This window comes from Streptomyces sp. NPDC000878, from assembly GCF_053599695.1.
Map to the genome: position 1 here is coordinate 1 of NZ_JBSFMT010000035.1, position 15,562 is coordinate 15,562.

Here is a 15,562-nt window from a genome sequence, read left to right on the forward strand (position 1 = left end):
CAGGGTGTGCGCGAGGTCGAGCACGGCATCGCCTTCAGCCTCAGTCTGCCGCTCGACTACCCGGGCGGTTCAGCCATGAACCAGCGCCGCTACCCGCCGATCCTGCGCCCCACCGAGGACCTCCAGCACAACCAGGACGTCTTCTACAACATCAAGGCCAGCGAGCACTTCTCCCCCGACCTGATCGACGTCTGGTCGGACGACGTGGTCACCCTGTGGCTCCAGTACTCGACCCAGTGGGACTCCCTCGCCCACCAGGGCGCCGAGTTCGACGCGGACTCCGACGGCGTGGCCGAACCCGTCTACTACAACGGCTACCGTCCCGACACCGACCTCGTCGGTCCCAAGGACGACGCCAAGGGCGACGGCAGCGGCAGTCTCAGCCACGCCCGTCACCTCGGCATGGAGCACATGGCCGAGCACGGGGTCCAGGGGCGCGGTGTCCTCATCGACATCGCCCACCACCTCGGCACCGGCTATCAGGCCGTCAACTACCGCCAGTTGCGCGAGATCATGGACGCCGACAACGTCGTCGTCGAACCCGGCGACATGCTCCTGCTGCACACCGGCTTCGCCACCCAGGTCCTTGCCTGGGAGAAGAACCCCGACCCGGTCGCCATCCACCAGACCGCCGCCTATCTCGACGCCGACGACCCCGCCCTGCTGGAGTGGATCGCCGAGTCGCAGATCTCCGCACTGGTCGCCGACAACTACGCGGTCGAGGGCGTCGGCGTCACCCAGGCCCAGGGCCCGCACACCCTGCTGCCGATCCACCACCTCTGCCTCTTCAAGCTCGGCGTCCCCCTCGGCGAGATGTGGAACCTCGGCCCGCTCGCGGCCTGGCTGCGCGAGCACAACCGCAGCCGCTTCCTGCTCACCGCGCCCCCGCTCAACCTCCCGGGGACTCAGGGCAGTCCCCTGACGCCCGTCGCCACGGTCTGACGACCCCAGAGATGTTCGGTGCGGGTCGGGAATCCTGCCCCCGACCCGCACCGAACTGCCGTTTCTCCGCGCCCCTCCCCACCTGGGGGCGCAAATTGATCGTGTATCGTCACGCGGTGCTACAGGCAATTCCGGGATGCCGGTTCTGGTACCCCGTGACGGCGTACCGGGTTTTGAAGGACTGGTGAAATGCCCCCCACTCGGCGGGAGCGCGGCAAGACCGAGCGCTACTACCGCATGCGCGAGAACGTGGTGGACATCGCCGTCGAGCTGTTCTCGAAGAACGGGTACACCGGTACTGGCGTCGCGGACATCGGCGAGGCGGCCGGACTGGCCCGGGGCGCCCTGTACTACTACATCGGCTCGAAGGAAGCGCTCCTCGCCGAGATCCACGACCGCGTCATGGATCCGCTGCTGAAGGAAGCCACCGCGATCGTCGAACTCGACCTGAGCTTCCAGACCCGGCTGCGCCTGCTGTCCGAATCCCTGCTCTGGCAGATCGTCAACAGGCAGGAACACGTCTGGGTGTTCCTGCACGAGTACCGCCAACTCCAGGGCGAGTACCGCGAGTTGTTCCGCGACAAACGGCATCGTTTCGAGTCGTGCATCCGCGACATACTCGCCGACGGCAACCGCCGGGGACTGCTCCAGGGGCGCCCGCAGGACGACTTGGAGCTGGCGACGCTCGCCTTCCTGAACCTGCACAACTACACGTACCAGTGGCTGGCCGGCCGCCGGGACATGCAGGTCGAGGAACTCTCCGCCTTCTACTGCGACATCTTCTTCAACGGCATCCTCACCGAGCCCGCCGACCGGGCGGGCGCCGAGGGCGAGCTGGCGGAGGGCCGGGCCGTCCTCCAGGGGCTGCGGGGCATCAAGCCCGAGGCCGGGTCAATGAAAACCAAGACCGAGGCGTAGCTCGCACTGTGTAGCTCGCACTGTTCTGTTCCCCTGCTCCAGGGCGTGCATTACTCTCAGAAATGTACCGACCGGTCGATCCATTCAAGGAGGACGGAATGCCGATATCCGCCGGGAACGCCGAGGTCGCCGGGCGACGTGTCGTGATCACCGGGGCCGGACGGGGTCTGGGGCGTGTTCTCGCGCAGGCCTTCGACGCCGCGGGGGCACGGCTGGGGCTCGTGGCCCGTTCCGAGGACGCCCTCAAGGAGGTCGCCGGGACGCTCCGGGGCGACCCCCTCATCTGCGCCGGGGACGTGCGCGAGGAGGCCTTCAACGAGTCCGTCGCCGAGGGCATGGTCGAGCGGTACGGCGGTGTGGACGCCTGGATCTGCAACGCCGGGGTCTCGCCCGGGGTCGCGGCGGTGACCGACACCAGCGCCGACGCCTGGCGCGAGGTCATCGACGTCAACCTGACCGGGACGTTCCTCGGGGCACGGGCGGGCGCGGCCGTGATGGGCGCCGGAGGGCGGATCATCGTCACCGGTTCCGTGCTGGGCGACCGGCCCAAGGGAGGCCTCGCCGCGTACTCGGCGTCGAAGAGCGGCGTCCAGTCCCTGGTGGGGGCGCTGGCACAGGAGTTGGGGCCGCGCGGGATCACCGTCAACACGGTCGCCCTCGGCTGGTTCGACACCGGGCTCGGCGCACACTGGCGGCGCAGCGCGGAGCGCGACAGCGGCATCGTCGACCACACGGCACTCGGACGCTGGGGCACCCCCGACGACCTCCCCGGCATCTACCTCTTCCTGGCCTCCGAGTCCTCGGCCTATGTGACCGGCACGACGATCACGGTCGACGGCGGCTACTCGCTGCTGTGACCGGCCGTTGCCGCGGAGTGGGCCTGTTGGCGTCGCGTGACGTCAACAGGCCCTGCCCGGTGGTCAGTTGGTGCTGAACACCCGTACGTCCCAGGCGCCGAGCTCCAGTTCGCTGCCCGCCGCGACCGGACCGCCGTCGTTCAGTACGTCCGTCAGGTCGGCCGGGGCCGTGACGCGCACGGGCTCCCAGCTCCAGTTGTGGACGATGTGCACGCGCCGCCCGTCCTCGGCCGTACCGGTGGTCGCCGTCACCGATTCCGGGAGGTCGCCCCAGGCACTGCGGGCGGCCGGGGTCAGCCAAGTGGCCAGCTCCCGGGCGAGGTCGCGGCCCGGGACCGTGCCGACGTACGTCACCTGCCCCGAGCCGTGGTGGCGGGTGGTGACCGCCGGCCAGCGGCCGAAGTGCGGGTGGTCGTACGTCACCAGCGGCTCGGCGTCGGTCACGGTGAGGCCGTCGGCCCAGTGCAACGCCGTCGCGCCGTCCGGGAGTTGGAGCGGGCCGCCGGGCACGGTACGCACCGGGATCCCGTCGGTCAGGTTGCTGAACTCGTCGTAGGTGACGCCCGCCGCGTCCACCAGGCGCCCGGGGGCGGGTTCGTGGCGGGCCCGCGCCTCGTGGTCGGCGTACGCCGTGCGCGGGCCGAGGACCAGGTGGCCGCCCGCGTGGGCGTATGCGGCGAGCCAGTCGAGGGTCGTGTCGTCGACGACGTACAGCGCCGGGACGACCAGGACCGGGTGCCGGACCACCGCTTCCTCGGGGGACAGGCTCTCCCGTTCGCCGCTCGGGTCGTGGAGCTGGCGGGCGTGGACGATCCTGACCTGGCGGCCGGCGTCGAAGGCGCCCCGGTAGAACGGGTCGAAGATCCGGTGGTAGGCGGTGTCGTCGGGGCCGCCGTCGCCCGTCGCGAGCGGCGGATACTTCTGCATCAGCCACTTGCTGGGCGTCGAGTAGACCATCGTGATGTCGGCGTCCGGTTCGAGACCGGCGACCAGTGGGCCCGCCGCGTCCAACTCGGCGCCCAGCCGGGCCAGTTCGGCGTACGTACGGCCGGGTCGGCCGTTGTGCGGGAGGACACCGCCCCAGTACGTCTCGGCGCCGAAGTGCAGGGTGTGCCAGTGCCAGTACTCGATCATCCTGGCCCCGCGCCCGACCAGCGCCCAGGCGGCCTGACGCCACTGGCCGTCGTAGGCGGGGCGGTTGTGCCAGGGCTCACCGATCGACGAGGCGTTGGTCTCGGTGACCAGGAACGGGGCCTGCTTGGAGGAGAACATCCAGTCGGCGGTCTGGTACAGGGCCCAGACGCCCGTCGTCCGCCAGCGCTGCGCGTGCGCGTCCGGGGTCAGGTCGGGGAGCGCGAGGCTGTCCTGCATCTCGTAGTACGGGTTGCCTGATGCGATGTCGAGCCGGACAGTCAGCTCGTCGTCCTGGACGGCCGGGCGGGTGTACGAGATGCAGGTGGTGACGAACTGGTCGGGGTTCGCGTACTCCCGGACGATGTCGGCCTGCCAGCCGATGAACTCGGTGACCTGGCGGGCCTGGAACTCCCGCCAGGCGACGTCGTACTGAGGCTGGACGTTGCCGTCCGGAGTCCACAGGTCGGCCCAGGTGGACAGGCGGTGCGACCAGTAGACGAGGCCCCATTCGCGGTTCAGGGTCTCGATGTCCCCGTACTTCGCCCGGAGATGGTCGACGAAGCGCTCGAACACGCCCCGGTTGTGAAGGAGTTCGTTGCCGGGTTCGTTGTCGACCTGGAAACCGATGACCGCCGGGTGGGCGGCGTACCGGGCGACGATCTTCCGGATCACCCGCTCGGCGTGGAACCGGAACGCGGGGTGCGTGAAGTCGACCTCCTGCCGGGCACCCCAGCCGATCCGCTGCCCGGTGGCCCGCTCGCCGGTGATCTCCGGGTACTGGCGGGCCAGCCACGGCGGCACGGCGTACGTCGGAGTCCCGAGGACCACGGAGATACCGCGCTCATGGGCGCCGTCGAGGACCGGCTCCAGCCAGTCGAGGTCGAAGTGCCCGTTTTCCGGCTCCCAGGTCGACCAGACCGACTCGCCGACCCGGATCACGGTGAACCGGGCCTCGGCCATCAGGTCCAGGTCGGCCTTGAGCTGTTCGCCGGGACGGTACTCGGGGCCATGGGTGGGCTGGTACTCGTGGTAGTACGCGGCGCCGAAGAGGACGCGGGCGGGCAGAACCGCCATGAAGTCAACCTCCAGGGAAGAAGGGGGAGTTGGACAACTTGCTTGGCCGGGCGGCGAGTTACTGCTTCACCCCGCCCGTGGCCAGACCGCTCTGCCAGTACCGCTGGAGCAGCAGGAAGGCCACGACGAGCGGGACCACCGAGATCATCGACCCGGTCACGACGAGCGCGAGCATGTCGCTGCTGGCACCCGCCCCGCCGTTCTGCGCCTGGGCGGCCCAGGAGGAGAGCCCGAGCGTGATCGGGTACAGATCCGAGTCGTTGAGCATGATCAGCGGCAGGAAGTAGTTGTTCCAGGTCGCCACCAGCGTGAACAGCAGCACGGTCACCAGGCCCGGGGCAAGGAGCCGCAGCACGATCTGGGAGAAGATCCGGAACTCCCCGGCCCCGTCCATCCGGGCGGCTTCGAGGAGGCTGTCGGGCACGGCGTCCTGGGCGTACACCCGCATCAGATACAGCCCGAAGGGGCTCACCAGCGAGGGCAGGATGATCGCCCACGGCGTGTTCACCAGCCCGACCTTCGCGAACAGCAGGTACGTCGGAATGGCCAGCGCCGTCGCCGGCACCATGACCGCGCCGAGTACGAGGTTGAAGGCGGCGCCGTTCCCACGGAACCGGAACTTGGCGAACCCGTACCCTGCCGCAGCCGCCAGCAACGCGGCACCGACGGCGCTGACACCGGCGTACAGCAGGGTGTTGAGCAGCCAGTGCAGGAAGACGCCGTCGTCCTGGGTGAAGGTGTCGCGGATGTTCGTCAGCAGCTGCGGGGCGTCGGAGAACCACAGGCCGAAGCTGTTGATCAGGTTCTGGGTGCTCTTCGTGGAGGCGATCAGCAGCCAGAGGAGGGGGAGGAGGAAGTAGGCGAGCACCGCCAGCATGGCGATCGTGAGGGGGGTGCTGCGGCGCTGGGACGGGCGTCGGCGCCGCTGATTCGGTGGTTCGGGTGCCTGGTCCGCCGTACGAACTACGCCGGTCGCGGGGGGAGTTGTGGTGGTCACGCGGGCCTCCTGCGGTTCGCGGTGAGCAGGAAGGCGTACGAGATGATCACGATGACCAGGCCGAGGAGGAAGGAGACCGCCGCCGCGTAGTTGATCTGCTGGCTGGTGAAGGCGAGCGTGTAGGCGTAGAGGTTGGCGGTGTACGAGCTGTCGATGACGTCCGGGACGATCTTCATCAGCAGGTTGGGCTCGTTGAAGAGCTGGAAGCTGCCGATCACCGAGAAGAGCAGGGTGAGCGTCAACGCAGGCCGCAGCGCCGGGAGTTTGACGGACCAGGCGATCCGCCAGGCGCCCGCTCCGTCCAGTGCGGCGGCCTCGTACAGGTCCGTCGGAATGGTCCGCAGGGCCGCGTACAGGATGATCATGTTGTAGCCGACGAACTCCCAGGTGACGATGTTCGCGAGGCTGCCGAGCATCCAGCTGTCGGTGAGGAAGTGCGGGGCGGGCAGGCTCAGTTTGTTGCTGAGCTGGGCGAACGGGCCGAAGTCCGGGCCGTAGAGGTAGCCCCACATCAGGGTGGCGACCACGCTCGGGACGGCGTACGGCACGAAGATGCCCAGCCGGATCACCCGGGCGAGCCGCAGCAGGCCGCTGTCCAGCGCGAGCGCGAAGAGCAGGGCGAGCAGCAGCATCACCGGGACCTGGATCACGAAGAAGGTAGCCACCCGGACGACACCCTCGCGGAGCTGCGGGTCCTTGACCGCGGTGAGGTAGTTGTCCAGGCCGACGAACGACGTGCCGCCGACCAACTTCTCCTGGAACAGGCTCAGATAGGCCGCGTAGCCGAGCGGGGCGAGGAAGAGGAGGAGGAACAGGACCATGAAGGGGGCGATGAACAGCGGGCCCGCTGATCGTGGTCGTACGAGGTGCTTGGGCATCAGGGGGCCGCCTTCACCGTGAAGCCCTGGCTCTTGGCGAACGTGGTGATCCGGGACTGCCAACTCCCCAGCGCGGCAACGGTGTCGGTCTTTCTGGCCAGGGAGTGGCCGACGGTCTCCGTCCAGTCGGTGGCCACCTGGTCGAGGAACGGCGGCCACTGGAAGGAGGGGTCGACCTGGGCGCTGATGCCGGCGAAGACCTCGTTGACCTTCTGGCCGCCGTAGAAGGCGGGGGTGGCGCCGATGTAACTCGCGTCCGCGAGCAGCGCCTTGGTGGCAGGGAAGAAGAACTGCTTCGTCGCGAACATCTTCGCGCTCTCCGCGTCGCTGTTGAGGAACTGGGCGAACAGGGCAGCGGCGATGGGGTTCTTGGTGGAGCGGATCACGGCTGTCGTCGAGCCGCCCCAGTTGCCGGCGCTCGGCTTGGCGGCATCCCACTGCGGCATCGGGGCGGCCCGCCACTTGCCGGAGGTGTCCTTGGCCGAGCCGGAGAGGAAGGCCGGGCCCCAGGCGCCGGTGATCCAGGTGGCGTACTTGCCCTTGTTGAGCGCCGCGTACCAGGAGTCCGTGAAGTCCGGCTCGACACCGATGACGCCCTCCTGCGCGAGCCCGCCCCAGAACGCCCCGAGCTTCTTGGAGACCACGTCGTCGACGCTGATGGTTATGTCGCTCTTGCCGGAGGTGACGTACGGCTTGGCGCCCGCCTGCCACAACAGCCCGTGCCAGGCGGCGACTTGGTTGGCGGCGAGGTTGGTGAGGTACACGTCCGGGTCGGCCTTGTGCAGCTTGCGCGCGGCCTCGGCGAACTCGTCCCAGGTCTTGGGGACTTCGATGCCGTGCTTGTCGAAGATGTCCTGCCGGTACAGCATGCCCATCGGGCCGGTGTCCTGCGGGATCGCCCACACCTCGCCGTCGCTGCCGCTGACCTGGCTCCAAGTCCAGTCGACGAACTGGGACTTGAGGGCGGAGGCGCCGTACGGCCGCAGGTCGAGCAGGCTGTCGGTGATCGTGAAGGTCGGGATGGCCTGGAACTCGATCTGCACCAGGTCGGGGGCGCCGCTGCCCGCCTTGAGGGCGGTGCGCAGCTTGGTGTACTCCGGGGTGCCCTGACCGGCGTTGACGGCCTTGACCTTGATCGCCGGGTACTTCTTCTCGAAGAGGGCGATCTCCTGGGCGATCTCCGGGACCCACGTCCAGAACGTCAGCTCCGTCGGGGTCGTCATCGCCTTGTCGATGTCGGCCTGGCCGACCGGCTTCGACGAGGTCGAGCCGCCGTCGGACCCGCCCCCGCCACAGGCGGACAGGGCCGCGCCGAGCGAGGCGGCACCGGCCGCGGTGAGGAGGAGGCGGCGGCTGAGGGCGGGGGAGGAGACGGGGTATTCGGGCATGGTGGACTCCGGCCGGGGCGAAAGAGGGTGAAGGAAGGGCGGGGAGGCGACTGGTGGGGCTGGCCGGCCTCTTGTCGGTGGAGCTACGAGTGGGGCTGCGGGTGTGGCTACCGGTGGGACCGGGCCTACGGGTGTCGCTACCGGTGGGGCGGGGGCGCGGTGGAGGACCGTACGACGAGGTCGACCGGTGGGTCGCTCGGCGGCAGGGGGTCCGCGTCCGGGTTCTCGATGGCGTGCAGGAGCCGCTTGAGGCCTTCCTGCGCCACGGCGTCGAACGGCTGCCGCACGGTGGTGAGCGGCGGTGTGATGTACGCGGCGACCGGGATGTCGTCGAACCCGACCACGCTGACGTCGTCCGGCACACGCCGACCGGCCTCAGTCAGCGCCCGGATCAGCCCGATCGCCATGTCGTCGTTGGCGGCGAACACGGCGGTCACCGAGGGATCGGCGGCGAGTTGACGTCCCGCCGCGTATCCGGAGGCCGCCGACCAGTCGCCCACGACGACGGGCGGCTCCGGCGCGCCATGGGCGGCGAGGGCGGCCCGCCAGGCGGTGAGCCGGTCCCTGGCCGCGAACCAGCGTGGCGGGCCCGACAGGTGATGGACCGTCACATGCCCGAGATCGAGGAGGTGTTGGGTGGCGGCCCGGGTGAGCAGGTCCGCACCGCCGCCCGAGGTGACCGGGTGGGCGGTGGCGAAGGGCGACGGCGCACCGATGACCAGGACCGGTACGTCGACGGACAGTTCGGCCAGGCCCGTACGCTCGCCCGGAGGCGAGCGCCTGGGCGGCGTTGTTCATCCGTTGACGCCCTCATCTGCCCGAGGGCAGGTGATTCCGGTCCGTACTGCTACGCAGTACCACCGCGGGTTCCTGTTTCACAGGCCTCTGCCGACCGGTGAGGGTCGGTCTTACGTGGCCTCCGCAGGCCTGACTTCCCGCCCGTCCGGCGGTAGGTCGGACAACTCCGTTGCCCGACAAGGCGATTCTAGCCATGCCACTGCGACCCTCCGGACCGCTATGAGCAGGATGCCCTTCACCTCCACCCTGAAGGGTGGAGTGATGCACAAGTGTTCGGTAGCCGAGGTCCTCGGCGGCCTGGAGAACACGGCGCCGTACGTCCTCGGAGACGTACCGCTCGCCGTTGAGAACCCGGGACACGGTCTTCTGGGAGACACCCGCGAGGCGTGCCACGTCGACGCTGCGGGGCGTCGACGAGGCCGCACCCCGCCCTGCCTGTCGTGTCACGGCGACTCTTCGCGGATCTCTGACTGCGCTGTCATGACTGCGCAGTCATATGTACGCAGTCGGAAGCGGCGCGTCAAGGGTTCGCGCAATCTCGACGTAACTTTCGCCGCACTTTCGCCACTGGAGTCAGGCGGCGGAGGTGCGGCGACGGGTGTCGGGTGGAGGGTGTCGGACGGCGGTGTCAGATGGCGGGTGTGCGGGTGTGCGGGTGTCGGACGGCGGCGTCGGATGATGGGTGTGCGGGTGCGGCGGTGTGCCGGTGTCGGACGGCGGTGTCAGACGGCCGGTGTGGGGGTGTGCCGGTATCAGGCGGCGGACGTCAGCGCGTGGTCGTGGTCGTGGCCGTCGGCAGTGGTTCGCCGAGGTCCCAGAACAGGCCGGCCATGATGCGCAGGCCCTCCCGCGCCACCGAACCGAGCAGGTGTTCGTCGGGCGCGTGCTGGGCGCAGGACGGGTGCGAATGCGGCACCCATACGGTGGGCAGGCCCAGGATCTCCGCGAAGGCGTCGTTGGGGAGCGTGCCGCCCAGGTTGGGCAGCAGGGCCGGGACCTTGCCGGTGCTGCGGCGCAGGGAGGCCGTCGCCCAGTGGACCCAGGGGTCGCCCGGGTCGAGGCGGGTCGCCGGGACCGCCTGGAGCAGCTCGACCTCGACCATCGGCAGGCCGTGGGCGTCCAGGTGGGCGCGGACGATCGACTCCAGGTCCTGCCAGGCGGTGCCGACGACGAACCGGAGCTGGACGTCCGCGTGCGCGCGGCCCGGGATGGCGCCGACCGGCTTGGCGGGGTCCCCGGCGGCCAGGGCGAGGACCTCCAGGGTGTTCCAGGCGAAGACCCGTTCGGCGGTCGTCAGACCGGGCTCACCCCAGTCGGCGTCGACCTCGGGGTCGGCCGGTCCGCCGCCGACGGTGATGTCGGAAAGCGCTGCCGCCACCGCTTCCGGTACGGCGGGCGGACGCAGCCCCTCCACCAGGATGCGGCCCCGGGCGTCGACCAGTGTCGCGAGGGCGCCGGCGAGCACGGTGGCGGGATTGCGCAGCGCGCCGCCCCAGTTGCCGGAGTGGTGGGCGCCGTCGCGCAGGGCCACGCGGAGCTGGAAGTTGGCGATGCCGCGAGAACCGAGGAACAGGGTCGGCCGGTCCGCAGAGATCCGGGGACCGTCGGAGGCGATCAGCAGATCGGCGGCGAGTTCGTCCTTCATCCGGCGGCACAGCTCGTGCAGCCCCGGCGAGCCGAACTCCTCGCCCGTCTCGACGAGCACCTTCAGATTGAAGCCGAGCCTGCCGCCCCGGGCCGCCAGGACCTGGTCGAGCGCGGCGAGGTTGACGGTGTGCTGGCCCTTGTTGTCGGCGGTGCCGCGCCCGTAGAGCCGGTCGCCCTCGACGACGAGCCCCCACGGGGACAGCCCGGAACGCCACCGGCCGTCCTGCCCGGGCACCACGTCCGCGTGCCCGTAGACGAGTACGGTCACCAGCTCGTCGCCCTCGTGCCGATGACCGAGGAGGAAGGGCCCCGCACCCGGTTCCGGATTGTCGACGACCCGGACATCCGCCCCCAACTTCTCTACGGCCGGGACGAGTTCGTCCTCCAGATACGTCCGCAGCGCGTCCGTGTCGACGGGCGGCCGGCTCTCCGTCGGGTACGCGATCCGGCGCCGCAGGTCGGCGAGGAAGTCGCCGGAGTCGTAGTAGGCCTCGGCCCGGCCGATGGCGGTGTCACGCGTGGTCATACGTTCCCTTCCCTCGGGTTTTTCTACGTGCTTCCTACGTGTCGTCCTACGTGTCGTCCTTGGTGTCTTCCTTGGTGCTTGCCGTCGGGCTGCCCTCCGTCGCCAGCCGTCCGTCCGCGCGGTTCAGCCAGTGCCGGCGCAGCGCCTCAAGGACCACCGAGACGTCGAAGGAGATCACCCCCGGCAGCTCGGCCAGGTCCTGGGTGAGGAACGCGGCGAGGCCGTCCTCGTCGCGGAAGACGCCCTGGTGGACGACGCAGAAGTTGCCTGCCGTCGTGGAGACGTACCGCGCGGAGGGGTGCCGGGCGAGCGCCTCGGCGACCCGCTGGATCGCGCCCGGCGACACGGTCAGGGCGACCACCGCCTCCAACGCGTAGCCGAGCAGCCCCGGTTCGATCTCGACGCGGGGGCGCACCAGACCGCGCTGGAGCAGCGACTGGGTGGTGCGGTAGGCGGTGGACTGGCCGATGCCCAGCTCCCGGGAGACCTGCGCGGCGGTGATCCGCCCGTCGGCCGCGAGCAGTCGCAGCGTGCGGAGTTCGTCGCCGCCCGGCGGGCCGGGGGCGCCGTCGGCGGCCGGCTCCTCGGCCGTCGACAGCATGTACTTGGCGAGCAACTGCCCCTGGTCCTCGGTCAGTCGGGGCAGCCGCCAGGCGTCGGACTTGGCGGTCGCGCCGAGGACGAGTTCGGAGCGGGCGGACCGTACGCCGGGGGTGGCGGGGATGGTCCGGCTGAGCAGTTCGCGGGTACGGGCGCGGCGTGCGGGCTGGACGGAGCAGTAGACATCGGCCTGCCCGGCGGTGACCGCGACGAGGGTCGCCTCGGGCAACTCGGCGAGCCTGCGGGCGACTTCGGGGGCCCGGCCCGGCTCGGCGGTCACCCACACGTGCCACGGGTTGCCCTCGCCGGACACCGACCAGTCGAGCTGGCCGATCACCCGCAGCAGCCGGTCGGACTCCAGCCGGGTCAGCCGCCGCCCGACGGTGCTCGCCGACAGCCCGAGCACCTCCGCCAGCAGGCTCAGCGGTGCGCGCGGGGCGTGCTGGAGTGCGGCGACGAGGTCCAGGTCGTCCTCGTCCAACTCGGCCGACGGGATCTCGTCGTGCGGACCGTCTGTCACGTACTCCATGTCACGTACTCCATGACACCCATCAACTCACAGAATGAATCCGCCAACCAGCCACTTCATATGAACGATATGAGCGCAACAAGCTTTTAACTTGCATGATTACGGCGACAGGGTCGTCAATGGGGGCAGCCGACGCCGATCAGGAAGGCTCCGCTCAGATGGCTTCCGTCGAGAAAGCTCCCGAAGAAAAGACCCCCGTCCCCTCCGCACCGCTCTCCGGTCTGCTCGGCCTGCTGGTCCGGATCGAGCGTGTCGGCAACAAACTCCCGCACCCCTTCTGGCTGTTCGGGGTGCTGGCCGTCGTACTCGCCCTGGTCAGTTGGGTGTTGGCCGCTGTCGGGGCCTCCGCTCCGAACCCCGCCAGCGGCGAGACGGCGACCGTCCGCAGCCTGGTCTCGGGCGCCGGCCTGCAGATGATGATCGGCGACGCGGTGACGAACTACGCCACCTTCCCGCCGCTCGGCACGATCCTCGTCGTCATGCTGGGCGTGGCCGTCGCCGACCGGGCGGGCCTGCTCCCCGCGATGCTGCGGGCCGCCGTCGCCCGGGTCCCCGCCCGCTGGCTGACGTTCACCCTGGCGTTCACCGGCATGGTCGCGCATGTCGCGTCGGACGCCGCGTACGTCGTCCTGGTGCCGCTCGGCGCGCTCGCGTTCAAGGCGGTGGGGCGCAGCCCGATGCTCGGCGCGGTGGTGGCGTTCGTGTCGGTCGCCGCCGGGTACGACGCGAGCCCGCTGGTCACGCCCATGGACGCGGTGCTCGCCGGCCTCACCACGGCCGCCGCCCACACCGTCGACCCGTCGTACGTGGTCAGCCCGCTCTCCAACTACTTCTTCTCCATCGGCTCCTCGCTGGTCCTGGCCACCGTCGTCACCGTGGTAACGGAGAAGGTCCTCGCCCGGCGGGTGGCGGCCATGCCGGAGGAGGCCGAGCCGGGCGAGGAAGGCTCGGTACAGGATGATTCCGACCCCCTGACCCTGCGTCCCGAGGAGCGGCGCGGGCTGCGTCGCGCGGGCCTGACCCTGCTGGTGTACGCCGCGATCGTGGTCGTGGCGATGATCCCGCACGGGTCGCCGCTGCGGGGCGAGGGCGGCAGCATCGTGCAGTCGCCTGTGCTCACCGGCATCGCGGTCGTCCTCGCGGTGGCGTTCCTGATCACCGGCGCGGTGTACGGGCGTGCGGTGGGCACCGTACGCACCGGCCGGGACATCCCCGACCACATGGCGAGCGGGCTGCGCGAGATGGCGCCGATCCTTGTGCTGTTCTTCGCCATCTCCCAGTTCCTGGCCTACTTCAAGTGGACCGGCGTCGGCGAGGTCATGGCGATCCGGGGTGCCGATCTGCTCAAGTCGGCAGGAATCACCGGCCCGTTGGCGTTCCTGGGCATCCTGCTCGTCTGTACGGTGATCAACCTGCTGGTGACGAGCGGCTCCGCCCAGTGGGCGCTGGTCGGTCCGGTCTTCGTACCGATGTTCATGCTGCTCGACATCCCGCCCGAGGTGACCCAGGCGGTGTACCGCATCGCCGACTCGTGCACCAACGCGGCGACCCCGATGAGCGCGTACTTCGTGATGACCCTGGGCGTCGTCCAGCGCTACCGGCGCTCGGCGGGCATCGGCACGCTGCTCTCCCTGACCCTGCCGCTGTGCCTGGTCATGCTGGCGACGTGGACCCTGCTGTTCTACGCCTGGTGGGCGCTGGGCATCCCGCTGGGACCGGGAGTGCCCGTCCGCTGAACCCCGGCTCCCCGGAAGCCGATGCTCCCCATGTTCCTTGACATTCCTGGGTAGTTACCCCCTTTCCACCGCCTTCTTCCTATGCCGTACGAGGAGAGCCGCCCGTGCCGTTGCCCGACATCGAGTCCCTGGCCCGTACCGCACTGCCCGAGCTGACCGACGACCTGCGGACCCTGGTCGAATGCGAAACCCCCAGCGACGACAAGGAGTTGCTGTCCGCCGGACTCGCCGCCATCGAGGCCTGGGCACACCGGCGCCTCGGTCCACCGGACGAGGCCCTGCGCCACGACGGCGGCGAGCACGGAGACGTACTCGAACTCCTCTACCGGGGCACCTCGGAGACGGAGGTGCTGCTGCTCGCCCACTACGACACCGTGTGGCCGGCCGGCACCCTCGCCGAGTGGCCGTTCACGGTGACGGACGACGGCCGGGTGAGCGCGCCGGGCGCGTTCGACATGAAGTGCGGCCTGGTACAGGCGGTCTGGGCACTGCGCCTGCTGCGCGAACGGAACCTGCCGCGCCCGACGGTACGGCTGCTCCTCAACGGCGACGAGGAGATCGGCAGCCCGTTCTCCCGCCCCCACATCGAGCGGCTCAGCGAGCATGTGGCGGCCACGCTGGTGTGTGAACCGGCGGCGGGGGAGGAGGGCGATCTGAAGACGGCCCGCAAGGGCGTCGGCCTCTTCGAGGTGGCCGTGGAGGGAGTGGAGGCCCACGCGGGCCTGGACCCGTACGGCGGCGCGAGCGCGGTCCACGCCCTCGCCGAACTGGTCACGCAGATCGCCAAGTTGGGCTCCCGCGAACACGGCACGACGCTCAACGTCGGTGTGATCAGCGGCGGTACGGGACGCAACGTCATCGCCGGACACGCCCGCTGCGGTGTCGACGTACGCATCTCCGACCCCGCCGAGGCGACCCGCATCGACACCGAACTGGCCGCCCTCACGGCCTCCGACCCCCGGGTACGGGTGTCCGTCACCGGCGGCTGGAACCGCCCGGCGATGGTACCGACACCCGCCTCTGAACTCCTCTTCAAACAGGCGCAGTCGGTAGCGGTAGACCTGGGCTTCACGGCCCGCGAGACGGCCGTGGGCGGCGCGAGCGACGGCAACTTCGTCTCCGCACTGGGACGCCCGGTCCTCGACGGCCTGGGCCCGGTCGGCGGGGGAGCCCACGCACGCGGCGAACACGTACTGCTGGCCCACGTCCCCACCCGGATCGCCCTCCTCGCGGGCCTGCTGATGGCCCACGTGGCATAGCCGGGCCCGCGAGGCAAGGTGGTGCGGTGACGACCGGTGAAACCCTTCGTCACCGCACCGGACGGGATTAGGCGACTGCGGTTCCGAGCCACGAGCTGGGAATGCAGATCAATATCCCGACTGCGAAGGTAACCAACGAGAGGCAGGCCAGTGCCTGGTAGTACACGGCTACCTTCGAAATCTTGCGGGCGGACATATTCTCTTTTTTCTCCTGCAACCACTAGGGGTCGGGCGCTGTTGCAACCCTGTGAAGAATCTATTCGGTGATCGCCTTGGAGT

At 69.9% G+C, this 15,562-nt stretch carries 11 protein-coding genes and 1 pseudogene; 5 read left to right on the forward strand and 7 right to left on the reverse strand.

The features are described from left to right. From ACWDR4_RS27645 to ACWDR4_RS27655, 3 genes are all read left to right on the forward strand, one after another. The coding region (locus tag ACWDR4_RS27645) for a cyclase family protein (protein WP_450412684.1) at window positions 1-942 on the forward strand (942 nt) is incomplete at its 5' end. 189 nt (window positions 943-1,131) lie between these two features. Beyond that, window positions 1,132-1,860, forward strand: coding sequence for a TetR/AcrR family transcriptional regulator (locus ACWDR4_RS27650; RefSeq protein ID WP_450412686.1), 729 nt, complete (start codon window positions 1,132-1,134; stop codon window positions 1,858-1,860). 98 nt (window positions 1,861-1,958) lie between these two features. Beyond that, entirely contained in the window at window positions 1,959-2,717 is a 759-nt protein-coding gene (locus ACWDR4_RS27655) for an SDR family NAD(P)-dependent oxidoreductase (protein ID WP_450412688.1), read from the forward strand. Between the two features lie 63 nt (window positions 2,718-2,780). On the opposite strand, the gene ACWDR4_RS27660 is transcribed toward ACWDR4_RS27655, so the two are convergent. From ACWDR4_RS27660 to ACWDR4_RS27690, 7 genes and pseudogenes are all read right to left on the reverse strand, one after another. Beyond that, entirely contained in the window at window positions 2,781-4,925 is a 2,145-nt protein-coding gene (locus ACWDR4_RS27660; RefSeq protein WP_450412690.1) for a beta-galactosidase, read from the reverse strand. Between the two features lie 58 nt (window positions 4,926-4,983). Next, entirely contained in the window at window positions 4,984-5,922 is a 939-nt protein-coding gene (locus tag ACWDR4_RS27665; protein WP_450412692.1) for a carbohydrate ABC transporter permease, read from the reverse strand. Beyond that, on the reverse strand, window positions 5,919-6,800 hold the full coding sequence (locus tag ACWDR4_RS27670; RefSeq protein WP_450412694.1) for a carbohydrate ABC transporter permease: 882 nt from the start codon (window positions 6,798-6,800) through the stop codon (window positions 5,919-5,921). The genes ACWDR4_RS27665 and ACWDR4_RS27670 overlap by 4 nt, the downstream gene beginning before the upstream one ends. Next, window positions 6,800-8,188: an ABC transporter substrate-binding protein gene (locus ACWDR4_RS27675; protein WP_450412696.1), complete on the reverse strand. Its 1,389-nt coding sequence runs from the start codon at window positions 8,186-8,188 to the stop codon at window positions 6,800-6,802. Before ACWDR4_RS27675 ends, ACWDR4_RS27670 begins: the two co-directional genes overlap by 1 nt. Window positions 8,189-8,325: 137 nt before the next feature. After that, window positions 8,326-9,433: pseudogene (locus ACWDR4_RS27680) on the reverse strand (LacI family DNA-binding transcriptional regulator). A gap of 319 nt (window positions 9,434-9,752) precedes the next feature. Continuing rightward, a complete protein-coding gene (locus tag ACWDR4_RS27685) occupies window positions 9,753-11,159 on the reverse strand; it encodes a M20 family metallopeptidase (RefSeq protein WP_450412698.1) in 1,407 nt (468 codons plus the stop codon). A gap of 46 nt (window positions 11,160-11,205) precedes the next feature. Next, window positions 11,206-12,288, reverse strand: a complete 1,083-nt coding sequence (locus ACWDR4_RS27690; protein ID WP_450412700.1) for an Lrp/AsnC family transcriptional regulator — start codon at window positions 12,286-12,288, stop codon at window positions 11,206-11,208. 158 nt (window positions 12,289-12,446) lie between these two features. Here ACWDR4_RS27690 and ACWDR4_RS27695 point away from each other — a divergent pair, with 158 nt between their 5' ends. Beyond that, the gene (locus ACWDR4_RS27695) at window positions 12,447-14,024 is read left to right on the forward strand and encodes an AbgT family transporter (protein ID WP_450412702.1); all 1,578 of its coding nucleotides are present in this window, start codon (window positions 12,447-12,449) and stop codon (window positions 14,022-14,024) included. 104 nt (window positions 14,025-14,128) lie between these two features. Beyond that, the gene (locus ACWDR4_RS27700; RefSeq protein ID WP_450412704.1) at window positions 14,129-15,283 is read left to right on the forward strand and encodes a M20 family metallopeptidase; all 1,155 of its coding nucleotides are present in this window, start codon (window positions 14,129-14,131) and stop codon (window positions 15,281-15,283) included. Window positions 15,284-15,562: the final 279 nt, after the last annotated feature.

Bases quoted from the DNA above. Each gene is read 5' to 3' on its own strand.
- ACWDR4_RS27650 (WP_450412686.1), top strand. From the start codon at position 1,132: ATGCCCCCCACTCGGCGGGAGCGCGGCAAGACCGAGCGCTACTACCGC.
- ACWDR4_RS27655 (WP_450412688.1), top strand. From the start codon at position 1,959: ATGCCGATATCCGCCGGGAACGCCGAGGTCGCCGGGCGACGTGTCGTG.
- ACWDR4_RS27660 (WP_450412690.1), bottom strand. From the start codon at position 4,925: ATGGCGGTTCTGCCCGCCCGCGTCCTCTTCGGCGCCGCGTACTACCAC.
- ACWDR4_RS27670 (WP_450412694.1), bottom strand. From the start codon at position 6,800: ATGCCCAAGCACCTCGTACGACCACGATCAGCGGGCCCGCTGTTCATC.
- ACWDR4_RS27675 (WP_450412696.1), bottom strand. From the start codon at position 8,188: ATGCCCGAATACCCCGTCTCCTCCCCCGCCCTCAGCCGCCGCCTCCTC.
- ACWDR4_RS27685 (WP_450412698.1), bottom strand. From the start codon at position 11,159: ATGACCACGCGTGACACCGCCATCGGCCGGGCCGAGGCCTACTACGAC.
- ACWDR4_RS27690 (WP_450412700.1), bottom strand. From the start codon at position 12,288: ATGGAGTACGTGACAGACGGTCCGCACGACGAGATCCCGTCGGCCGAG.
- ACWDR4_RS27695 (WP_450412702.1), top strand. From the start codon at position 12,447: ATGGCTTCCGTCGAGAAAGCTCCCGAAGAAAAGACCCCCGTCCCCTCC.